This window comes from Bacteroidota bacterium (genome assembly GCA_020161395.1).
Classification (GTDB): domain Bacteria; phylum Bacteroidota; class Ignavibacteria; order Ignavibacteriales; family Ignavibacteriaceae; genus UTCHB3.
In genome coordinates this window covers 236,711-260,007 of the sequence record JAIUOE010000002.1, presented here as the reverse complement: position 1 = coordinate 260,007, position 23,297 = coordinate 236,711, and the positions used below count along the sequence as shown (strand labels likewise).

General features: G+C 42.8%; 22 protein-coding genes and 1 pseudogene. 22 read left to right on the top strand and 1 reads right to left on the bottom strand.

All coding sequences use genetic code 11. The features are described from left to right. The first annotated feature begins 187 nt into the window (after positions 1-187). Positions 188-1,333: a HAMP domain-containing histidine kinase gene (locus LCH52_03720; GenBank protein ID MCA0387583.1), complete on the top strand. Its 1,146-nt coding sequence runs from the start codon at positions 188-190 to the stop codon at positions 1,331-1,333. 2 nt (positions 1,334-1,335) lie between these two features. On the opposite strand, the gene LCH52_03715 is transcribed toward LCH52_03720, so the two are convergent. Further along, on the bottom strand, positions 1,336-1,929 hold the full coding sequence (locus LCH52_03715) for a hypothetical protein (protein ID MCA0387582.1): 594 nt from the start codon (positions 1,927-1,929) through the stop codon (positions 1,336-1,338). 144 nt (positions 1,930-2,073) lie between these two features. On the opposite strand from LCH52_03715, the gene LCH52_03710 reads away from it, so the two are divergent. The 21 genes and pseudogenes from LCH52_03710 (at position 2,074) to LCH52_03610 (ending at position 23,294) form a co-directional block, all read left to right on the top strand. Next, the gene (locus LCH52_03710; GenBank protein MCA0387581.1) at positions 2,074-2,655 is read left to right on the top strand and encodes a TIGR00730 family Rossman fold protein; all 582 of its coding nucleotides are present in this window, start codon (positions 2,074-2,076) and stop codon (positions 2,653-2,655) included. Positions 2,656-2,657: 2 nt separating this feature from the next. After that, positions 2,658-3,770 (top strand): PAS domain-containing sensor histidine kinase, encoded by a 1,113-nt coding sequence (locus LCH52_03705; GenBank protein ID MCA0387580.1) that lies wholly within the window; start codon positions 2,658-2,660, stop codon positions 3,768-3,770. A 74-nt stretch (positions 3,771-3,844) separates the two neighbouring features. Continuing rightward, positions 3,845-4,126 (top strand): ethanolamine utilization microcompartment protein EutM, encoded by a 282-nt coding sequence (gene eutM / locus LCH52_03700; GenBank protein MCA0387579.1) that lies wholly within the window; start codon positions 3,845-3,847, stop codon positions 4,124-4,126. 11 nt (positions 4,127-4,137) lie between these two features. Next, positions 4,138-4,407: pseudogene (locus LCH52_03695) on the top strand (BMC domain-containing protein). A 428-nt stretch (positions 4,408-4,835) separates the two neighbouring features. Continuing rightward, the gene (locus LCH52_03690; GenBank protein ID MCA0387578.1) at positions 4,836-5,744 is read left to right on the top strand and encodes a hypothetical protein; all 909 of its coding nucleotides are present in this window, start codon (positions 4,836-4,838) and stop codon (positions 5,742-5,744) included. Between the two features lie 4 nt (positions 5,745-5,748). Beyond that, on the top strand, positions 5,749-6,396 hold the full coding sequence (gene tmk, locus LCH52_03685; protein MCA0387577.1) for a dTMP kinase: 648 nt from the start codon (positions 5,749-5,751) through the stop codon (positions 6,394-6,396). Further along, positions 6,393-8,054, top strand: a complete 1,662-nt coding sequence (locus LCH52_03680) for a S41 family peptidase (GenBank protein MCA0387576.1) — start codon at positions 6,393-6,395, stop codon at positions 8,052-8,054. Before tmk ends, LCH52_03680 begins: the two co-directional genes overlap by 4 nt. Then, positions 8,055-8,360, top strand: coding sequence for a hypothetical protein (locus LCH52_03675; GenBank protein ID MCA0387575.1), 306 nt, complete (start codon positions 8,055-8,057; stop codon positions 8,358-8,360). It begins immediately after the preceding gene. Beyond that, a complete protein-coding gene (locus LCH52_03670; GenBank protein MCA0387574.1) occupies positions 8,357-9,808 on the top strand; it encodes an FAD-binding protein in 1,452 nt (483 codons plus the stop codon). Before LCH52_03675 ends, LCH52_03670 begins: the two co-directional genes overlap by 4 nt. Before the next feature lies 1 nt (position 9,809). Then, complete coding sequence (locus tag LCH52_03665; protein MCA0387573.1) at positions 9,810-11,138, top strand: (Fe-S)-binding protein; 1,329 nt, start codon at positions 9,810-9,812, stop codon at positions 11,136-11,138. A gap of 270 nt (positions 11,139-11,408) precedes the next feature. Further along, positions 11,409-11,975: a cytochrome c family protein gene (locus LCH52_03660; GenBank protein ID MCA0387572.1), complete on the top strand. Its 567-nt coding sequence runs from the start codon at positions 11,409-11,411 to the stop codon at positions 11,973-11,975. A gap of 13 nt (positions 11,976-11,988) precedes the next feature. Then, a complete protein-coding gene (locus tag LCH52_03655) occupies positions 11,989-12,198 on the top strand; it encodes a hypothetical protein (protein MCA0387571.1) in 210 nt (69 codons plus the stop codon). Beyond that, on the top strand, positions 12,185-15,268 hold the full coding sequence (locus tag LCH52_03650) for a 4Fe-4S dicluster domain-containing protein (protein MCA0387570.1): 3,084 nt from the start codon (positions 12,185-12,187) through the stop codon (positions 15,266-15,268). Before LCH52_03655 ends, LCH52_03650 begins: the two co-directional genes overlap by 14 nt. Beyond that, on the top strand, positions 15,269-16,639 hold the full coding sequence (gene nrfD / locus LCH52_03645) for a polysulfide reductase NrfD (protein ID MCA0387569.1): 1,371 nt from the start codon (positions 15,269-15,271) through the stop codon (positions 16,637-16,639). Continuing rightward, positions 16,639-17,805 carry a DUF3341 domain-containing protein gene (locus LCH52_03640; GenBank protein ID MCA0387568.1) on the top strand — a complete coding sequence of 389 codons (1,167 nt, stop codon included), beginning with the start codon at positions 16,639-16,641 and terminating at the stop codon, positions 17,803-17,805. Before nrfD ends, LCH52_03640 begins: the two co-directional genes overlap by 1 nt. Beyond that, entirely contained in the window at positions 17,795-18,985 is a 1,191-nt protein-coding gene (locus LCH52_03635) for a quinol:cytochrome C oxidoreductase (protein MCA0387567.1), read from the top strand. The genes LCH52_03640 and LCH52_03635 overlap by 11 nt, the downstream gene beginning before the upstream one ends. 15 nt (positions 18,986-19,000) lie before the next feature. After that, complete coding sequence (locus LCH52_03630) at positions 19,001-19,915, top strand: cytochrome c (protein ID MCA0387566.1); 915 nt, start codon at positions 19,001-19,003, stop codon at positions 19,913-19,915. Continuing rightward, complete coding sequence (locus LCH52_03625) at positions 19,912-20,700, top strand: SCO family protein (GenBank protein ID MCA0387565.1); 789 nt, start codon at positions 19,912-19,914, stop codon at positions 20,698-20,700. The genes LCH52_03630 and LCH52_03625 overlap by 4 nt, the downstream gene beginning before the upstream one ends. Position 20,701: 1 nt before the next feature. After that, complete coding sequence (ctaD, locus tag LCH52_03620) at positions 20,702-22,354, top strand: cytochrome c oxidase subunit I (GenBank protein MCA0387564.1); 1,653 nt, start codon at positions 20,702-20,704, stop codon at positions 22,352-22,354. Then, the gene (locus LCH52_03615; protein MCA0387563.1) at positions 22,351-22,980 is read left to right on the top strand and encodes a cytochrome c oxidase subunit 3; all 630 of its coding nucleotides are present in this window, start codon (positions 22,351-22,353) and stop codon (positions 22,978-22,980) included. The genes ctaD and LCH52_03615 overlap by 4 nt, the downstream gene beginning before the upstream one ends. An 8-nt stretch (positions 22,981-22,988) precedes the next feature. Then, positions 22,989-23,294, top strand: coding sequence for a cytochrome C oxidase subunit IV family protein (locus LCH52_03610; GenBank protein MCA0387562.1), 306 nt, complete (start codon positions 22,989-22,991; stop codon positions 23,292-23,294). The last annotated feature ends 3 nt before the right edge of the window (positions 23,295-23,297 follow it).

Below are 23,297 nucleotides of genomic sequence, written 5' to 3'. Positions count from 1 at the left end.
AAAACCATGGCTTAAATCTACAAATAATTCTGCATTCACTTTTAAAATTTGAGATGTCGCAAAAAACATATTGAAATAATTACTCTCCCGGTCTTAAATTACACAATTATGTGATTGTTTTTTATATTTTCGTTTCCATTAATCACAAAATTTTCATAGAATCCGGAATGCCGCTCAAAAGATACTTATGGAAGAGACGATAAAATATTCTGCCGTTATAATCGGCGAAGACTTGATAGATATGAGTCTTTTCGGAAAGTTGCTTTCTCCGGGCGGGTTTTCCGCAAAATCATTTACTTATTCGAACTATAAATCGCAGAGTTTTGCCGGTGTATCGGTGATTTTCATCTTTTTCACCAAGGACACATGGCTGGTTGAAGATGCGCTCAATTTCTTCAGCGGGAAAGCCGGCTCAGGGAAATTACTTGTGCTTGTATCAGGATCGACAGAAGTGCGGCTGCTAAGCGCTCATTCGAGGGAATTGATGTCTGATCATCTTGTCTTTCCGGCAGATAATCTTCTGGTTGAAAAAAGATTAAATCTCTATAAAAGAATCCTCGCTCAAAACCCGCCACCATCTCTTTCGGATCATAAAAACGGGGCGGAAAACGACCTTGAGAGGACTATCCTCGAACTTGAAGAGCAGAATGTGGCAAAGGACAAGTTCTTTGCCTTAATTGCCCACGATCTTAAAAATCCCTTCACCGGGTTCCTCGGTTTTTCCGAGTATATCGCTAAATATTATGAAGAGATAAGCAAGGAAGACCTGGGTGATTTTTCTGTGAGGATGTATGAATCGGCTCAACTTGTTTACAATCTCATCGAAAATCTTCTTGCATGGAGCAGACTCCGCACAGGCAACATGGATTTTGAACCTGTCCCATTTGATCTTCAGGAGACCATTGAACGAATATTGAAATTGTGTGAGTCACAAATTCTCAAAAAAGAGATAAATATGATTAATTCTGTGAATGAGAGGCTCTCCGTGTGTGCAGATGCAAACATGGTGGACACTGTGATCAGGAATGTGATTACCAATGCACTGAAGTTTACACCAAAAGGCGGGGTTGTACATGTCGGTCATACAGTCGAAGAAGGTTTCGTCACTGTGTTTGTGGCTGACAGCGGTATTGGTATCTCCGAAGACTCACAGAGGAAGATGTTTAGATTGGGATATCGTGTCTCGCGTGAGGGTACAGACGGGGAATCGGGCACAGGCCTTGGTCTGATTCTGTCAAAAGAATTCATGCTCAAGAATGGAGGCGACCTCTACTTTGAAAGCAAAGAGGGGAACGGCTCCAAATTTTTTGTCAAAATCCCTGCTCTGATTTAGACTTATTTAACTTTTATTTTGTATTCCAGCAAAAGGATATCCTTTGTTGCAAAGGGTTTTACTTTTTGCAGGAAATCCTTGTCGAGCACATCCTGATTGCCTCTGGCATTTCCTGCGATGATGATATCGACCTGTGAATCATCTGTAACATTCTGCTTGGTCTGCTTTTTAATTTTCCCCGCAAGTTTCAGGAAATCATCCGCCTTCGCTTCATCCTTCGATTTAAACAACGATTCAATATCGGATATTTTCTTGAGTGAATAGATCAGAAAGAGCTGGTGATCGCCTTTTGAGGGGAATTTGACAAAATCGCCCTTGCCGGGGTAGGCAAGTATCTGATTTTTATACGCCCTTCCAAGAAAAAGTGATTTGGCACTTTTCCCGCTTACGAGAACATAGTAACCGTATCCACCGGAATCAGGTTGAAGAAGTATTCTGTATTTATCTCCAATTTTTAGTGTGGAGTTTGATTTCAGTTTAACCAGGTCATTTCCTGATGAAACGAGGATCCCGGCTTTTGTCTTCACCAGCGATTGTGGAAAAAGGGCAAAAACCACGAACAATGCTATAATTGTTACTAATTTTGATGTTTTCATGTCGGTTTTACTTAAATAAATGCATATAAGTTCCTGCAAATATAGACATTTTACCATTCTTCAGATGTGACGACAATAATTTATTTTTATGTTTACGGGAATTTTTGAAATACCTATATTTCAATTTTGAATTTAATAAAATCGATGGATAGAAGAATAGCCGTTTTCTGTGCTTCAAGCACCAAATCGAAGGCAGTTTACCTTTCGGATGCATTTCGTCTGGGAGAGACCATTGCTTCACACAATGATATTCTTGTGTACGGAGGAGGGCGGCACGGACTGATGGGAGCTGTATCTGACGGTGCCCTGTCGGCAGGTGGAAGAGTGGCGGGAATAATTCCTGAGTTTATGATGGATTTGGAATGGGGAAGAGACGACATTTCCTCACTTGAACTGACAGGTGATATGGAGAGCCGGAAATTAAAAATGATTGAAGGAAGCGTCGCAATAGTCGTGCTGCCGGGAGGAAGTGGTACCATGGAAGAACTTTATCAGGTTCTTACGATGAAGCGACTCGGTCATTACACAAATCCTGTGGTGATTGTAAATGTAAACAGTTTTTACGATAAATGGCTCGAATTTATGGAGCACACAGTGAGTGAGGATTTTCTGGGGAGGGATCATTTGAAGATGTACACCGTGGTGGAAAATTCCGAAAGAATTTATGATGCCATTGATAACTCCCACTCGTGGAGTGAGGACGATATAAATAAAGCTCTGGTTTGATAATGGATTCATTCGCTCCGGTAAAATCCGGTGAAAAGGAAGCCGACGGCTACAGGGAGATTTTTAATGAGATGCTCGATTATCTCATGCTGATTGACGGACAGACAGGAGAAATTCTCGAGGTCAACAATATTTGGGAGTCGACGACCGGCTTTAAGAAATCAGAAATTACCGGGAAACACTTCTCGACTGTTTTTTGTGATGAGCAGATAGAGAATGCGGAAGAGCTTGAAAAGATTATGACCCACGATTCTGTGGTGTCATCCCGGCTGTTAAGGAGAAAAACAGGGGATCCGGTTCCGGTTGAAATGTCTCTGACAATGGTGAGTTTTCGGGGGAAAAACGCTATTCTTACAGTACTCAGAAGCATCAAAGAGAGGCTCGAGGCTGAAGATAAAATTATGGAAATGAACAAACGGCTCGGTGAACTCAACTCGACAAAGGATAAATTCTTTTCGATTATTGCGCACGATTTAAAGAACCAGTTCAATGTTCTTATCTCTTTCTCCGAACTGTTATTGAAGGATATGAACTCACTCGAGGAGAAGCAGCGGTTTTATTTCCTGAGTCAGATTGAAAATGTGTCGAGATCAACCTATGGCCTGTTATCGAATTTATTAAACTGGGCGAGAAGTCAGACCGGAAAACTTTCAGTCTGCAAAGATGTGGTACTCTTAAATGACCTCGCCACCCTGGTGGTTGGTGAACTTGCAGGGCAACTGATCGGGAAGAATCTCAAAGTGGATTTCTCGGGGAATGCTCTTGTAGTTGTTTATACTGATGAGGAGATGATAAAAACTGTTATCCGCAATCTTCTTTCCAATGCGATTAAATTCAGTCCAGCCGGAAGCCAGATTGAGATAGAGATAAGAGAGGAAAAAAATCATGCGGTCTTTAGAATCAGCGATCAGGGGATCGGGATGGACGAGGAGATTCAAAAAGAGCTCTTTAAACCGGGAATTCGCTCCCGCCATGGAACGGCAAATGAAGCCGGCACCGGCATTGGTTTGACGCTGTGTTACGAGTTCATTACAAAATTGAACGGCAGAATTTGGTGTAAAAGTGCCCCGGGCAAGGGTACTTCAATGTTTTTTACGGTAGAATTGCCACAATAGTAAGAATTAAATTGACTATTATTGTTCTACTGACTATTTTATAGTTCAAAATAACATAAATTTCGGAGAAGATAATGGCATTAGATGCTTTAGGAATGATCGAAACAAAAGGATTGGTTGGCGCAATCGAGGCTGCAGACGCAATGGTTAAAGCCGCCAATGTTGAATTGATTGGAAAAGAGACCATCGGTGGTGGTTATGTAACTGTAATGGTACGCGGAGATGTCGGTGCTGTGAAGGCAGCCACGGATGCCGGTGCTGCTGCAGCTCAGAGAGTTGGTGAACTTGTATCTGTTCATGTAATTCCAAGACCACACAGCGATGTAGAACTGATCATTCCTAACAGACCAAAATAAGCAGGACAAAATTGAAACAGCAACCCGCACTGGGATTGGTAGAAACGAAAGGATTGGTAGGAGCCATTGAAGCTGCCGATGCGATGTGCAAGGCAGCCAATGTGAAACTGATCGGGAGAGAAAAAACCAATCCGGCACTCATAACAATTAAAATAATTGGTGAAACAGCGGCTGTGAAAACGGCGGTGGAAGCCGGTGCAGCCGCTGCTTCGCGGGTTGGTGAACTTGTATCCACCCATGTTATACCCCGCCCTGATCTGCAACTGGATTTTATTGTTCCGGGTGTGATTGAAAAAGCGGAGCCTGTTGAGAGTGTAAAAATTGAGAAATCACGGGAAACTACTGTTGTGACCCCAAAGTCATCAGGAGAACCACCCCGACCTGTTTCGAAAGATGTACCTTCACCACCGCTTCAACCGAAAGTTGTAGTTACTAAAACGGCTGTGACTGAAAGTGCAAAACCGGTGACTCCTCCAAAAGCGAAACCGGAACCGAAACAGCGACCGGAAGTGACAAAAGTTTCATTGCCTGCCGGATTGGAGGACATGAAGGTAACCGATTTAAGAACTCTTGCCAGATCGACCGCCGGTTTCCCGATAAAAGGGAGGGAGATTTCGGTTGCCAATAAAGAAGAATTGCTCAGGCTTTTCGCTGCTTTAGGCAAAGGATCCTGAACGGATAAAAGACCCGGGATCCACGGCACTCAGTAATGAAGCAAAATCTGCCATCAATAATTGTCTCCCTGCTTTTAGCTGCCGGGGCATGGATATTCATAACCTTGTCCGGTGATTTTTATTTAAATTCATCCATTCCGATAGCCTACACAAACCTGCCCCCTAATCTGGCTGTCGACTACACCATTCCCAGATATGTTAATGTGAAGTTAAGAGGTTCCGGCTGGAAATTTATATCCCTCTATTTCAATCCGGAAAATAAATTCGTAATTCCCATATCGAAAGAGAATGTCAATTCGGAGATAAATCTTCGAACCCTGATTGCCGAAAACGGGTGGCTTTCATCCGACTTTACAATTGTTGATATTTCACCTTCGTTTCTCAAAATAAAAACGGAGGAAGTGGAGTATGCCGAAAAACCCGTAACACTCGATCTGGTGTTGCAGTATGAAGAAGGATTCGGATTGGCGAGCAAAGTAAAAATAACTCCTGACCGGGTCAGGATAAAAGGGAGCAAACAACTGACGGATAAAATCAGATCGATAAAATCTCAAAGATTTGAATTAACCGGTTTGAAAGAGAAGACCACAGTCGAGATTAATCTTGATCTGGTTGATGGACTTGAAATCTTTCCCGGCAAAGTTACTGCAGAAATTGATGTACAAAAAATTGCAGACAAAGAGATCGAGGGAGTCAGGCTTGTGGTTATAGAGAATCCTCAGGGTAAGGAAGTGGTACTCGTGCCGGAGGAAGTTACGGTTGTTGTAAGAGGTGGTATCGACAGAATCGGGGCGTTAAAACCGGAAGAAGTAAAAGCTCTGTTAAATTACAGAGAACTGGTGAATGATTCCACAGGAACCGCATTGCCAAATATAGTGCTTCCGGACAACATTACTTTTATCGATGTAAAACCACCCAGAATTAAATATTTAGTAAAGCAGTAGCAGCATGTTTATAAGTTTTGAAGGAATCGATTTTTGTGGCAAGACCACACAAATAAACCTCTTAAGAGATTATCTCGAGCGTCTTGGCAGGAAAGTCCATATAGTTCGTGAACCGGGTGGAACGCAAATTTCCGAAAAAATCAGAGAAATATTGCTGAACAAGAAACACTTTGAAATGTGTGACGAAACCGAAATATTTCTTTTTTCGGGTGCAAGAGCCCAGGTTGTGAGAGAAGTAATCAGGCCCCTGTTAAACGAAGGTGCGGTTGTAATTGCGGACCGTTTTCATGACTCAACGACTGCATATCAGGGATTTGGAAGGGGACTGAACGGCGATGCTGTTAAAAAGATAAACGAGATTGCTACCGGTGGAACTGTTCCGGATATTACCTTTTACCTGAAAATATCAATTGAAGAATCATCGCGCAGAAAACATGCCTGCGCTGCCGAACTTGACAGAATAGAGAAATCGAACGACCATTTTTATAAAAAAGTTATTGACGGTTACGAAAGAATCTCCATGGAATTTCCCGACAGGATAAAACCGGTGAACGGTGAGAGAGATGCCACGGAGATACATCTGGATATTGTAAAGATTTTAAATGAGACGATGAATTTCAGTGTTGAAAAGAAAAACCGGGAGTTGCTTTGAATAAAAACTTTTTTAAAAAAAGAGCCGAGTGGCTCGTAATATTTTTTGCTGTCAGCCTGTCACTCGGAGCGTACTCAACTTTTGGTGACATCTACTATGAGATTGGCAAAAATATTGACATTTTCAGCCGGGTTTACAAAGAAATTACGCTGAATTATGTGGACGAAATCAATGCTGAAGAGTTTATTCGTGCCGGTATCAGGGGAATGTTGAAGGAACTTGATCCTTATACCACATTTATCGACGAGAAGCGGCAGGACGATATTGAACTGATGACAAAAGGGAAGTACGGCGGTATCGGGATTACGGTTGGCATAAGGGGAGAGAATGTCCTCATAATTGAAATTCTTGATGGCTATTCGGCTCAAAAACAGGGATTGCTTCCCGGGGATGCGCTTCATGAAGTGGCAGGCACGAGGGTTTCACCCGCCAACTATGACGAAATTTCAAAGCTCGTGAAAGGTACTCCCGGCACTTTTGTCGATTTGAAAGTGAGGAGAGGCGAACCTGCCGACACACTAAGTTTCACTCTGATGAGGGAAGAAATCGTCGTAAAGAATGTAACATACGCCGGATTTGTGCCCGAAAACTCTTCGAATGTGTATATCAAATTATCAGGATTTACACGAACAGCCGGAGAAGAGTTGAGAAGTGAAATTGCAAAACTCGCTTCGGTAAGAAAAATTGAATCAGTTATTCTTGATTTGCGGGGAAATCCGGGTGGACTGCTTGATATGGCTATCGATGTTTCGAACAAATTCCTTGAGAAAGGCAGTCTGATTGTCACCACAAAAGGGCGCGATTCTGTCTCTATCAGGAAATTTTTTGCTGAGCAGGAGCCGTTACTCGGAAAAGTGGAAATGGCAGTTTTGATAGATGACGGTTCTGCGTCTGCCTCTGAAATTGTGGCAGGAGCATTACAGGACTATGACCGGGCTGTGTTGATTGGTGAAAAATCTTTCGGCAAGGGGCTTGTCCAGACCATCACTTCGCTAAGTTTTAACACTTCATTAAAGATAACCACCTCAAGGTACTACACACCCTCGGGCAGAAGTATTCAAAAAATTGATTATGCTTCACAAAACAAGGTTATCGGAAAGCATGATTCCGTGCTTACGGCACTATTTCGAACAAAAAACAACCGCCTTGTCTACAGTGGAGGGGGAATTGTACCTGATTCCATAGTTGTTTCCCCGGAGAAATCGGATCTGTTAAAAGATCTTTTGGCAAAGGGACTCATTTTTGAATTTGTGAATTCATACTACGAGAAGCACAAAAACAGTAATTTTAGCGAAATGAAGAGTGAGAAGCTTTTTGCAGAATTCAGGGAGTTTTTGGATTTAAAGAAATATAAATTTAGACATCCGAAGAGCAGCCAGCTCGAAGAGCTTGTTAAAACTTTCGGACAAGATAAAAATTATGTACATTTGCAAGTCAAATTTGATGAATTATCAAAAGAGATTGGCAGCATATCCAAAGATATTCTTCGTTTTCAGAAGGACGAAATTGCGACAGAGCTTCTCACCGAACTTTCGGGCAGATACCACAACAGCGGTTTCAGAATCAGATACAAACTAATAAATGACCTGCAATTCAAGACCGCACTTGATATAATCAACAACAAACCACTTTATCGAAAAATACTGGCAATCAAATAAATGGCTCAAAAACGAAGATTAAAATCGAAGAAAGTAGTTTTTCACAGGGATGCGTCCTTTTCAAAATGTCCCTCATGCAAGCAGTATAATACATTAAGAAGGTCAAAAACCCGAAGTCTGTTGGAAGGGGCAATTAAAAATCTGACCTGGTTCAAGATTTACAGATGTACAAATTGTGGCTGGAGGGGATATAAATCGACATTCGTTATAACAATGGATGGGGTAAAACTAATAGTCACATATCTCGCAATAGCACTTGCAACCGGCTATGCGGTTAAATTCGTAATACAGAGATTCGTCAAATGAAAGATTCAACTCTCTCCAAACTGGGAGAGATAGTAACCAAAAAAAACCTCCTGCTCGATCCTGTTCACAAAGAAGCCTATTCTTACGACGGCACACCGATTTTAAGACAATTACCCGAAGCAGTGGTTTTTCCGGAAAATGCCGGACAAATCGCTGCAATCATGAAACTCGCCAATGAGGAAAAATTTGCAGTTGTTCCCCGTGGATCCGGTACCGGATTGAGCGGAGGCTCTGTACCTGTGGAAAATTCCGTCGTACTTGTTATGACACGATGGGATAAAATTATGGAAATCGACAATGAAAATCTCACTGCCTGGGTTGAACCAGGGGTAATAACTGAAACCCTGCAGAATAAAGTGGAAAAGATGGGACTCTTTTATCCACCAGACCCCGGGAGCATGAAAATTTGCACAATTGGTGGAAATGTTGCTGAAAATGCCGGCGGTTTGAGGGGTTTGAAGTATGGCGTTACAAAAAACTTCGTACTTGGTTTTGAGGCGATCATGCCAAATGGCGAATTACTTGTCGTTGGCGGGAAAAATGTAAAGGATGTTGCGGGTTACAATCTTAAAGATGTGATGATCGGGAGCGAGGGGACACTCGGAATATTTACCAAGGTGTTGCTTAAGCTTATCCCGAAACCTCAGAAATCGATCACTATGACTGCATATTTTGATACTTTACTGGACAGCGGGAAAGCTGTGTCCGATATCATCGCAGCTCATGTTGTTCCTGCAATGATGGAATTTCTCGATCACACCACGATAAACTGCGTTGAAGATTATACAGGTATCGGTCTCCCAAGAAACAGTGAAGCGATACTTATTATCGAACTCGACGGGAAGGGTGCCGAAGTTGACGAAGATGCATCACTGGTTCTGGCAGCATTAAAAAAGAATAATTCGTCGTTCGTTAAAGTTGCATCAAATGAAAATGAGGCACTGGTGCTTAAATCAGCACGCAGAAGTGCTTTCAGCTCTCTCGCAAGAGTGAAACCGACAACAATTCTTGAGGATGCAACCGTCCCAAGAAGTGAACTGCCCGTTATGATTGAAAAGGTCAGAGATGCAGCAAAGAGTTTTGATGTGGTTATCGGAAATTTTGGACATGCCGGAGATGGCAACCTTCATCCAACCTGTTTGACAGACGAACGGGACCAAAAGGGAATTTCCAATGCTCACAGGGCTTTCGACTACATATTTAATGAAGCTATCAAACTTGGCGGAACGATTACCGGTGAACACGGTACTGGCATTGCCAAAAAGCAATTCCTCGAAGCTGTCGCAGGTTCGACGGGAGTGGAATTTATGAAGAAGATTAAAGGCACGCTGGATGAGAACAATGTACTCAATCCGGGTAAAATTCTTACCATGTCTCCAAAATGTGAAGGGGCAATGCCTGTAAGGCGGGAGGATATCGACTCTTTTACTCACTCCCATAATCACTAAAATGAGCGAATCGCCACTTCAACAAACCCTTTCCAAAGCGATTATCTCCGATGATATTCTTGCTCAGTGCATGCACTGTGGCATGTGTCTTCCTACATGTCCAACTTATTCCATCACCAGACTTGAATCATCATCGCCCCGTGGCAGAATACGCCTTATAAAGAGTGTTGCAGAGGGGAAACTGGAGATAAATAAAACATTCATCAATGAAATCAATTTCTGTCTCGACTGTCAGGCATGTGAAACTGCCTGTCCGGCAGGAGTCAAATACGGGTCAATAGTAGAGGCAGCCCGGGAAGAAGTCTCGATACAGAATCTTGAACCGTTCATGGTCAGGCTCATCAGACGGGCCGGACTTAACTTTATTGTTGCAAATCAAAGCCTGCTAAAGTTCGTTGCAAAAATTCTCTATTTTTACCAGAACACCGGGATTCAGGATTTTCTCCACAATATTGGCTTTTTTAAAATACTGGGCGGTAACCTTGGGCAGGTGGACAGTCTCTCCCCAAAAATGTCAAAGAGATTCAGCAGCGACATGATGCATGAGATATACACACCTGCAGAGCCTGTAAGATACCGGGTGTTGCTTCCGCTTGGCTGCCTGATGGATGTTGCTTTCGCTGACATAAATTCCGATACACTCGAGGTGCTGTTGCAGCATGGTTGCGAAGTGGTCATTCCCAGGGGTCAGGGATGTTGTGGGTCTCTCCATGCACATAACGGTGAACAAAGAAAGGGGATGGAACTGGCTCAAAAGACGATGGAACTCTTTGGACGGTACAAATATGACTTCCTCATCTCCAATTCCGCCGGCTGTGGCGCTTATATGAAAGAGTATGGTCATATTTTTTCCGGAGGAGAAAACGACACAGTTTCAGACGACATTTCCCGGAAAGCTGCGGAATTTTCGTCGAAGGTTAAAGATATCTCCGAGTTTCTTCACGAAACCGGATTCAGATCTGAAAATTATGAATTTGAAGGAACCGTCACCTATCATGATGCCTGTCATCTTGCTCATACTCAGAAAGTTACAAAACAACCCCGCGAGATTTTGAAGTCGGTAAAATTAATAAAATTTTCAGAACTCGAGGAAGCATCCTGGTGTTGTGGAAGTGCGGGCATATACAATGTGGCGAGATATGACGATGCACTCCATTTTCTGGAAAGGAAGATGGAAAATATCAAAAACAACGATTCGGAAGTGGTCGTGATGGCAAATCCGGGTTGTATGGGGCAGATAAAACACGGTGTAAAAAAGCACGAACAAGCCGTGGAAGTGCTTCATTTGGCTACATTTCTAAACAGGTCTTACAAAAGGCACAAAAATTAGTTCCAAAATCAGAAAAATTTTTCTTTTTTTAAGGGAAATTTGTTAATTTTTGGAGTTACTTTAATACAAATCCGCAAAAAAAACTTTCAATTAGCTAATTATTTATTCAGAAATTCGCGTTTATAACGACAAATTGATACACAATTACATCATTTCCTTATATCAATTTCATTCTTCAGGTAATGCAGCGAAGAATATCAGGTCTGCCACACCTTCCTCAAATTTTATTTTAACTCGTAATTTTTTCAGTAATTTAAGCAAAGGTAAGCGATGAGCAGTTTTATCGACTATCTATTACGAATACGGTTACCGATAGTGATATTCGTGGCGCTTGCGTCTTTTGTAACCACTTATTATGTCTCACGAGCCGAAAGAGACGGAGTCGGGTATGCACCTGATCAGCCGATCAATTTCTCTCATAAACTTCACGCAGGGACGATGAAGATAGACTGCCAATATTGCCATACAGGAGTGGAAAAAACAAGATTTGCAAGTATTCCGTCGGCTGCTGTCTGTATGAATTGTCATACGCAGGCAAGGACGGACCGACCCGAGATCATCAAACTCACCGAATATTACAAAGCAGGCAAGCCAATCCCCTGGAAACGAATTCACCGTACCGCTGAATATGCCTATTTCAACCACAGCGTGCATGTATCAAAAGGCATCGATTGCAAATCGTGCCACGGAGATGTTGCAAACATGGATAAAGTTTCGCAGGTTAATCCATTTAATATGGGTGCATGCCTCGATTGTCACAGAAATCCTGAGAAAAAACTTCCTTATCTGAAACAAGTAAACAAGGGGCCCGAGCACTGCTGGGCTTGCCACAGATAGGAGCGAACAGAATATGTCAGAAAACAAAGAAACTCTTAAAATGGACAGAAAGAAATTTTTAGGCTCCCTTGCATTGCTTGGAGCAGGCTTTTTCGCTTTCAGAAATATTTTCTCTTTTTTGGGATTTGGTAAAAAGGAAGAGCCTAAGAAGAATATCACCGTTCGTGAGAATCCTTATTCAGTTAAAAGAAAAACCACAGGTGGTGTAAATGAGCGAGCATAATAAAGAATCAAATGATCAGATGAACGATTCATTGTGGCGCAGTATTGAAGAGTACAAAGCCGGTGGAAAACTTGACGAAAGCCATTATAATGAATTCATGCCGGGTGTAAAAGAGGAATTTGATCCCCACAAGAGCATGACCGGAATTTCGAGAAGGAAGTTTCTTGCACTTCTGAGTGCATCTGCCGCATTCACAGCAGCCGGTTGCTCGGATTACAAGGAAAAAGGGGAGTTGATGCCCTATAACAAAAAACCGGGTGAGATAACAATCGGTGAGCCAAATTTCTATGCCTCCACCTGTGCAGGCTGTGTTCATTCGTGTGGTATTCTGATCAAAACCCGTGAAGGCAGACCAATAAAAGTTGAAGGCAACCCTGATCATCCTGTAAACGCAGGAAAGATTTGTGCCAAGGGACATGCATCCGTAATGGATTTGTATGATCCACAGAGGATTACAGAACCACAGAGTTCGAGACAAGGCAGTTACAATTCAGTAAGCTGGCAGGAAGTTGATAAAAAAGTGATTGATGCACTCAACTCTCTCGGAGGAGATGAGGCTGCGTTTATTTCAAACAGAGTAACCTCACCGACTGCAATGAAGCTTATGCAGGAATTGCAGGAGAAGTATAAAGGGATTAAATATTACTACTACGACCTTTTCTCCGGTGAAAACAGAATCTCGGCATGGAAGAAATGCTATGGCGAGGAATCTGTACCTGCTGTGATCAGTTGGGAAGAGGCTGATGTAATTCTTGCACTCGAGGCAAGTCTCTTTGGAACTGACGGTAACAATCTTGAACAGCAGAGACTCATCAGATCACGCCGCGATGTAAACAACACGAAGAAATTTAACCGACTGTATGCCGCCGAAGCGAATTACAGTACAACAGGTGCCAGTGCTGATTACCGTTTAAGGATAAAACCGGAAAACTACTACGATTTTGTTCTTACATTGATGAATGAAGTGAGCAAGCGTGGAAAAGGGAAAGATCTGGTTCCGAAGGAGCTCGCCGGCAAACTTGGTGAGTTTACCGCTGAATCATTTGTTAAAAAAGCCGGTCTTGCGGCAAAGAGTGCGAAATCACTCAACTCACTGATCGGTGATCTCGTTTCATCAAAAGGTAAAGCAATAGTCTTTGCGGGTGAGACAGTTCCTGCGGATGTTCATGTGCTGGTTAATCTCCTTAATGAAATGACAGGCGGAACTTCTCTTTACAGCATGAAGACAGAGGATGTTTATCTTCACGATTACTCATCGTCAGGTGACATTGCTGAACTTGTCAAGAAAATGAAATCGCGTAAAGTGAAACTTGTTGTAAACCTGGAATCAAATCCTGTTTACCATTTCCCGAAAGATCTCGGTTTTGAAGAGGCACTCAAAAATGTCAGTACAGTAGTGACACTTGCCACACTTCAAAACGAGACTACATTCTCTTCGACCTATGTTCTCCCGGTTAATCACAATTTCGAGAGCTGGGGTGACGCACAGGTCAGAAGTAATGTCACAAGTACCATGCAGCCTGTTATCGCACCGCTCTATAATACCCGTCAAAAAGAGGCAATCCTGCTGCAGTGGCTTTCAGGCAGTGCAGACGGTTACAAAGAGACTGCTTATCTCGATTACCTGAAATCGTCCTGGAAATCCTCCTGGAAAGGTACAGGCTCATTCGACAAATTCTGGTCGGGTGTCATCCATGATGGTGTTTGGATCAATTCCGATGTAAAGGCAGAGACTCCAAAGTGGACCTTAAAAGATGTTCCGGCTGCGAATCCGCTCCCGGCAGGAAAGATTTCTGTTATCCTCGCTGAAAGCTATGCTCTCGGAGATGGAAGACATTCGAATAACGGCTGGCTTCAGGAACTCCCGCACCCTGTATCAAAAATTACATGGGACAACTACGCTGCCATTTCCGAGAAGACCGGTAAAGAACTTGGCCTCAAGACCAACAGTCTCGTTGAAGTTTCGGTAAACGGAAAGAAAGTCACACTTCCTGTTCTGCTTCAACCAGGTCTCGCTGACAACACGGTGGTTGTGGAATTGGGATACGGAAGAACAAAATGTCCCGTTGTAGCACTCGAGGTTGGCAAGGATGCTTCAGTTTTCCTCAAATCGCTTGGTGAAAAGGTATTTACAACAGCCACGCTCGCCAAAGTTGATGGAATGTATAAACTTGCATCAACTCAGGATCATCATACATATGATGAAACGCTTATTAAAGATGCCCACCTGAAGAGAAAAATCATTCAGGAAGGGACTGTGAAACAGTATGAAAAAGAACCCGATTTCCTTCATAAAGGGAAGCATGAACTGATTTCACTTTACAAACCATACGACTACCCTGATGTAAAGTGGGGCATGACTATCGATTTGAACAAATGTACGGGCTGTGGAAACTGCTCTGTCGCGTGCAGCATCGAGAACAATATCCCTGTTGTAGGAAAAGATCAGGTACTCACCGGCAGAGAAATGCAGTGGATGAGAATCGACAGGTACTATTCAGGAACACCTGAAGAGCCTGTTGCAGCTTATCAGCCAATGATGTGTCAGCACTGTGACAACGCACCGTGCGAAAATGTTTGTCCGGTTGTCGCAACCACACACAGCCCTGACGGTTTGAACCAGATGGTTTACAACAGATGCGTCGGTACAAGATATTGCTCGAACAACTGTCCTTATAAAGTAAGAAGATTTAACTTCTTCGACTTCAGAGATCACTTTGCCAATGGTTACTATTACGAGGAACCGGTGAATCTCGGGAATAACCCTGAAGTATCGGTTCGTCCAAGAGGTGTCATGGAAAAATGCACATTCTGTGTTCACAGAATTGAAGATGCAAGAAGTAAGGCACTTGTGGATGGAAGGAAGCTTAAAGGCAGCGATGTAAAAACCGCCTGTCAGGAAGCATGTCCTGCTGAAGCAATTTCTTTTGGTGATCTTGTAGAAAAAGATACTGATTTCAAGAAGTTTCACGACCATAATCTTGCGTACCATTTGCTCGAAGAACTTAATGTCAAGCCAAATGTATCTTATATAGCAAGATTGTGGAACACTAATACGGAGGAAGCGTAAGTGAATATAGATTACAGTAAAGAACTTCCGTTAATTCAGGGGAGGCTATCTCTCGGTGAGATAGAAGACCTGATCGCCAAACCAATGTCGGAGAAGCCGACTAAGAAGTATTTTTTCGCTCTTAGTATCACGCTTTCCCTCCTGATGATTGGTGCGGTTTCGCTTGGATTAACTTTTTACTACGGAATTGGACTGTGGGGTAACAATCAACCTGTTGGTTGGGCGTTCGATATAGTAAATTTCGTTTTCTGGGTTGGTATTGGTCACGCCGGTACACTTATCTCCGCAATTCTTTTCCTGCTTAGGCAGAAGTGGAGAACGGCTATCGCCCGGTTTGCAGAAGCGATGACGATATTTGCGGTAATGTGCGCAGGTATCTTTCCGGCAGTCCACACGGGTCGTCCGTGGCTCGATGGCTGGTTGCTTCCGCATCCAAATCAGCACTCGTTGTGGGTAAACTTCACATCACCACTCCTCTGGGATGTGTTTGCAGTTTCAACCTATTTTACAGTTTCGCTGGTTTTCTGGTACATCGGTCTAATTCCCGATTTTGCGGTAATGAGAGACAGGACAACCGGAAAAGTGAAGAAATTCATCTATTCCCTTTTCAGTCTGGGATGGAGACATTCACACAGAAACTGGCAACATTACGAGAAATCGTATGTTATCCTCGCCGGATTTGCCACACCACTGGTTCTCTCGGTACACACAATCGTATCGTTTGACTTTGCAGTATCGATAATGCCCGGCTGGCACACAACGATATTTCCACCATACTTCGTTGCCGGTGCAATTTTCTCCGGTTTTGCGATGGTGGTAACTGTGCTTGTGTTTGTCAGAAAGGTTTTTGATCTGGAAAATATTATCACGATAGATCACCTCGAAAAGATGAACAAGGTTATTCTTGCGACAGGAATGATGGTTGGTTATGCCTATGCCATGGAATTCTTCGTTGCATGGTACAGCGGAGTTCAGTTTGAACAGTTTGTTTTCATAAACAGAGCTTTCGGTCCGTATGCCTGGGCATACTGGATTATGGTAAGCTGTAATGTTATTTTCCCTCAGTTTTTCTGGGTGAAAAAATTCAGAAGATCGATCCCTGTTATGATGGTTATCGTAATTTTCGTGAATGTGGGAATGTGGTTCGAAAGATTTGTAATCACAGTGACATCACTTCACAGAGATTTTCTTCCATCAAGCTGGGGATATTATACCCCGACACTTTATGACTTCGGTCTGTTGCTCGGCAGTTTTGGACTTTTCTTTACACTTGTCCTCCTGTTTGTAAAAGCAATGCCTGTTGTGGCAATTTCTGAAATTAAAGCCGTTGCAGACGGTGCACAACCAACACATCACGGGGGTGACCACTAATGGAACGCACAACTAAATTACACGGCATTACAGCCCTGTTTGATACGCCCGATCAAATAATCCACGCTGCAGAGAAAGTTTCTCATTCAGGTTATAAAGATTTCGATGTCCACACTCCATATCCCGTTCATGGCATGGACGATGCAATGAAGTTGAAGCCTTCGAAACTCGGATATGTAACTCTCGTCTTCGGACTTTCAGGAGCTGCATTCGCATTGCTTCTGATGTGGTGGACGATGGTAGTGGATTACCCGATGAACATCGGTGGAAAACCGTTTTTCTCGCTCCCGGCATTTATTCCGGTCACATTTGAGTTGACCGTTTTATTTGCAACTCTTGCTACTGTAATCGGGATGATAACCTTCTTTTTCCGGTTCCCTGACAACAAACACCCTTTGCATGACACTCCATATATGCAGGCTGTCTCAAGGGACAAATATGGTGTTTTCATCGGAGCTGCAGATCCGAAGTTTAATGAGACAGAAGTTAGAGCCTTGTTTGCCTCACTTGGCAGCAAGACAGTTGACGAAGTCTATGAAATCGAAAAAACCTGGCAGGATGCATTTAATCCGAAATTCATCGGGATTCTTGTCACCGTGGCTGTTCTGGTTTCAGGAGGTACTTACTTCGCCCTCAACAAACTGCTGTATATCACACCGTTCAACTGGATGCAATACCAGTTTAGAGCCATGCCTCAGGCGAAAAGTGATTTCTTTGCAGATGGAAAAACGATGAGAGAGCCGGTTGCAGGGACTGTAGCGAGAGGTCACATGCCGTATGAATATAAGGACTCGACCACTCAACCTGCAGTGCCACTTGAAAATCCTCTTGTTAGCAGCGAGGAAGTTTTGAAACTCGGACAGAAAAAATATCTGACTTTCTGTTCTCCCTGCCATGGAAATTATGGAGATGGTGACAGCAGATTGAACCAGCAATTCCCGAATCCACCGAGTCTGCATACAGTTAAATTGCAGCAGTGGAAAGACGGAAACATTTATCATGTAATCTCCAACGGGCAGAATGTGATGCCTTCTTACTCACACCAGCTTACTGTAAAGGAAAAATGGGCTGTGGTATCTTATATAAGAGCTTTGCAAAAAGCCAAGAATGCTTCAGAAGCTGATATTCAGCAGTACAGAAAGGAGAACGCTTCAAATGGCAAATAATGATTTGCAATATGTGAAAAAAGTTTTGCCCAGCAAAGTACTCAACATCGGCATGGCTATCCTTGCTGTTGGACTGATAGTTGGTGCTTTCGGGCTTTTGCTCGATCCTGTGAGAGCGAAATTCTCCTATCTGCTTGGTTTCTTTTTTATTCTTACAATAGGGATGGGATCGCTGTTCCTCATCGCTCTCGAGTATGTGGTTAACGCAGACTGGAGCACACCGATGAGAAGAGTGCCGGAATTTTTTGCGTCAACAGTACCATTGTTTTTACTAATTGCCGTACCGCTTTTCTTCTTTATGCATGACCTCTTTCACTGGTCACATACAGAAGCGGTAGAGAGTGATAAACTGTTGAAGGGAAAGGAACCCTACCTGAACATTCAGTTCTTCATAATCAGAGTGGTGGTTACTTTCGCAATATGGTCGGTTTACTACTTCTTTGTAGTGAGAAATTCCAGAAAACAGGACGAAACCAAAGACCAGAAACTTACAAAGAAAAATATTGTGGCATCAGCAATTTTTATTCCGCTGTTTGCCATTACAATTACATTTTCTGCAATTGACTGGATGATGAGTCTCGAACCGCACTGGTTTTCCACCATTTATGGTGTTTATGTCTTCTCCGGAACGATGCTGGCAGGCCTTGCCGCCACAACGCTGGCTGTAATCCTTTTGAAGGAGAACGGTTACATGCACCCGAGACTGACAAATGATTCGCTGGCGAGTCTTGGAGGACTGCTCTTCGGATTCATAAACTTCTGGGCTTACATTGCGTTTTCACAATTCATGCTCATCTGGTACGCCAACCTTCCTGAGGAGACCTTCTGGTTCATCCGCAGATGGGAAGGAATGTGGGCATCAATCAGTCTGACTCTGATAGTGGTTCATTTTCTCGTACCATACGCACTTCTTCTGCCCGCTCCCGCAAAGAAAGACCCGAAGAGATTGAAGTTTGCTGCTATCTGGATACTGATTGCTCACCTGATCGATCTTTACTGGTTGATTATGCCCCAGTATCACGGTGAGAAGAGTGGTTTCATATATGTATTAAGCGAGTTTGGTTTCCCGATTGCCTCAGTCGGAATTCTTATCATCGTTTTTTACTTCAATTTCAAAAAGTATAATGCAGTTCCTGTCGGAGATCCAAAGCTCGACAGAGGACTGAATTTCAGGCTGTAGGAGGTAAAATAAAAAATGAGTGATCAGAAAAAATCGATTTTTGATAATCCACTTGCTTTTCTTGCGGCTTCATATCCGTATATGCTGATAGTGCTCCTCGGAATAGGAATCTACTATGTAAGGAATCTTGGTCAGGTAAACGAGAATTCTCTTCCTGCCCGTATGTTTGATTCCACAACCATAGTAGCTGAACTTCCGGTGGCAGATGCAGCGATCTTAAAGGCAGTCGATGCAGAAATGATAAAAAAACCGTCTGATGAATTGATTGCAAAAGGCAAGGAGATTTATTCAACGAATTGTGCCTCCTGTCATGGCGCTGATGGAAAAGGTGATGGAGTGGCGGGCGCTGCCTTGAATCCGAAACCGAGAAATTTCCACCAGGAAAAAGGATGGACGAACGGCAACGACATCTTCAACATGTGGAAGACACTTCAGGAAGGTATCACTGCAAATGGAATGGCTGCTTATGATGTGTTACCTGCAGACCAGAGACTCGGATTGATACATTATATCCGCAACAATTTCATGACAAATCCTCCGGCTGTTACCGATGCAAATATCAAACAGATGGAAGATAAATATCAGTTGACGAAAGGCACTTTCAAGCCGGGAACAATCCCTGTCAAAGGAGCCGTCGCCATTATTACGAAAGATAATTCGGCATCCATAAAAAAACTTGATGAGCTGATTAAAACAATCGATGCAAAAGGGAAAAAAGACCCGGGTGCAGCATTGTTCCTTAGTGTGGTGCATGACAAAAAGCTTGCTCTTTCGGCTTTGAGTAAAAATCAGGAATGGAAGGATGGCTCGGATGCTCTTTTGAAATTCGTGAAGAAAAACATAGAGTTCAACGGATTCAAATATAAACTGTTCTCTCTCAGTGAAGACGAACTCGATAATTTATTCAGTTTCTTAAAAAGTTCATTGTGATAAGCAAAATCAAACGATATTTCATTTTAGTACTCTTTTTTGCGGTTCAGGTTTCTGCCTTCTCCGGGCAGGGAAACGAAACCGCCGGTCTCGACGACAGCAAGCTGGGCACAACACTTCCTCTCAACATGGTTTTTACCAATGAAAAAGGGGAGAAGGTTGCGCTAAGCAGTCTTATAGATAAACCGACTATTTTGATGTTTGTTTACTATAAGTGCCCGTCTCTCTGCTCACCGATGATTGCTGACATCGCGTCGCAGGTAAGAAGGGTCGATCTTGCACCGGGCAAAGAGTACCAGTTGATAAGCATTTCAATTGATCACAACGAGACCTGGAAGGATGCTGCCGAGAAGAAAAAAGGAGTTCTAAGTTCAGGTGCTGTTGGATTACCCGAAAATTCGTGGTATTTCCTTACAGGCGATTCGGTTTCAATTAAGAAGCTGACAGAACTTGCCGGAATAACCTTTAAAAGAACAGGCGATCAGATTATCCATCCCGGAGTTGTAATGGCTCTGGCAAAGGATGGAAAGATTACACGGTATATCATTGGACCGAAGTATCTTCCGTTCGATATCAAGATGGCAGTAATAGAAGCGATGGATGGCACAACTGCTCCGACAGTTGCGAAAGTATTGAAATTTTGCTTCAATTATGACGGTGAAAGTCAGACCTATGTACTGAATGTTACCAGGATTTTTGGGATAATAATCATTTTTGTGGCTGTTGTCTCAATTGTAGTTTTAGTAAGGAAATCAAAAACAAAAGATATTAAAGAAGGTGCATAATATGTCTTCAACAACAAACGATGTGAATGTAAGTTATCTGGATTATAAAGGTAAGCATTCCGGTTTATTGGGTTGGATACTTTCTGTGGATCACAAGAGGATCGGGATTTTATATCTCGTTACGATGCTGGCGTTCTTTGCTGTTGGTGTCACATTCGGCTTCCTGATGAGGCTCGAACTGATAGCACCGGGAAGAACCATTATGGATCCCCAGACCTACAACTCATTTTTTACGCTTCACGGTATCATAATGATCTTCCTGTTCATTATACCGGGACTGCCTGCTGTATTCGGTAACTTCTTTTTACCAATAATGCTGGGAGCAGCGGATGTGGCATTTCCGAGGCTTAATCTTATGTCATGGTGGTTGTTCCTCATTGGTGGAATTCTTGCCGTTACATCTGTATTTCTCCCCGGAGGAGCACCTGATACCGGTTGGACTTTTTACATCCCATATTCTGTAAGAACCTCGACGAATGTGATACCGGCTCTTATGGCTGCTTTTGTTTTGGGTTTTTCCTCGATTCTTACGGGTATAAACTTTGTAGTCACTGTTCACAGATTAAGAGCCAAGGGAATGACATTTTTCAGAATGCCTCTTTTTATCTGGTCGCTTTATTCCACTGCCTGGATTCAAGTTCTGGCAACTCCAATTATTGGTATAACACTTCTTTTGGTGGTTTTTGAGAGGACTCTTGGAGTTGGAATTTTCGATCCTGCTTTGGGTGGAGATCCGGTTCTCTATCAGCACCTGTTTTGGATTTATTCTCATCCGGCAGTGTACATCATGATTTTACCTGCAATGGGTGTGGTCTCGGAGATAATCCCTGTTTTCGCACAGAGGACGATTTTCGGCTATAAATTCATAGCATTTTCGAGTGTGGCGATCGCATTTCTCGGTTCGCTCGTTTGGGCACACCATATGTTTACTTCCGGAATGAGCGGAGTGGCAATGATTGCGTTCTCTGTTCTTACTTTCCTTGTCTCGATTCCATCGGCAATAAAGGTATTCAACTGGGTTTCAACCCTCTACAAGGGGTCCATAAAAACCGAACCGCCACTTCTGTTTGCTCTCGGTTTTATATTCCTTTTTTCGATTGGCGGTTTCACAGGACTGATTCAGGGAGCCCTTTCTGTAAACCTTCATATTCACGACACTTCATTCATTGTGGCACACTTCCATTATGTGATGTTTGGCGGTACCGGATTCGGAATTTTTGCAGCCATGCATTACTGGTGGCCCAAGATGTTTGGCAGAATGTACAACAAAGTTGTAGCAAAAGCCGGATTCTGGACATTATTTGTCGGTTTCAACCTTCTCTACTTCCCCATGTTTGTGATGGGATGGCTCGGAATGCCGAGGAGATATTATGATTATCTTCCTGAATTCCAGATTTATCACATGCTTTCGACAGTTGGATCTTGGGTACTGATAACAGGTCTTTTGATAATGTTTATCAACCTGTTCAACGCCATCAAAAAAGGGAAGAAAGTTACAGAAGAGAATGTATGGGGTGGTGAGACCCTCGAGTGGCATACTCCAACTCCACCATTCGTTTTTAATTTTGATAAAACTCCGGAAGTTCACGGAGGTCCATACGAATACAAAAGAAACGAGATTTCTGAACCTGAATTAGAGGAGGAAAAAGTTTGAGCGATACAACTTCAGCACAGGGAACGGTAGAACACATTCATCGTGATGATGAGGGCTCCCGCCTTGGAATGTGGCTTTTCCTGTTTACCGAACTTCTTTTGTTCGGCGGAATGTTTCTTGTCTATGCCGTATACAAGTTTACCCATACGGAGCAGTTTCATATTGCAGCCAAAGAGTTAAATACCCTTTTTGGTGCTCTTAATACGATAATTCTGCTTACGAGCAGTCTTACCATTGTGCTTGCAATTGTAGCAATTTCCAGAGGGCAGAAATATTTATCACTCTTTTTCCAACTGATGACGCTTGCCATGGCGGGTGGATTTCTTGTCAATAAATACTTTGAATGGTCTGCAAAGATATCACATGGTATTTATCCGGGGAGTGAAAAACTTCTCGAAAAGGAGAGTGGTGAAATTCTGTTTTTTGGTTTGTATTATGTTATGACGGGACTTCATGGTCTTCATGTAATTATCGGAATGGTACTCATCGGTGTAATGACCTGGTGGACCTGGAAAGACAAAATAAATCAGAGTCAATTTGTTCGCCTCGAGTCTGCCGGTCTCTACTGGCATCTGGTGGATGTGATCTGGATTTTCCTTTTCCCATTATTTTATCTTATATCGTGAGGTCTTAAATGAGCGAACATAATTCACACGAACATAAAGATCACGCACACGGTTACGGTCACTATATTATCATATGGTTTGCCCTTTTGGTACTTACCGGATTGACTGTAGCGGTTGCAGGTATCAATTTTGGTAACCTGACGATAATAACGGCGCTCACAGTAGCTGCTGTTAAATCATTTTTAGTGATGAAAGTATTTATGCATCTGGAAGTTGAGAACAGGATGTTTACTCTCTTTGTTTACACATCCATCTTTTTCCTGGCGATATCACTAATTCTTTTATTTTCTGACTACAGTTTTTTGCAAGGATAGTTA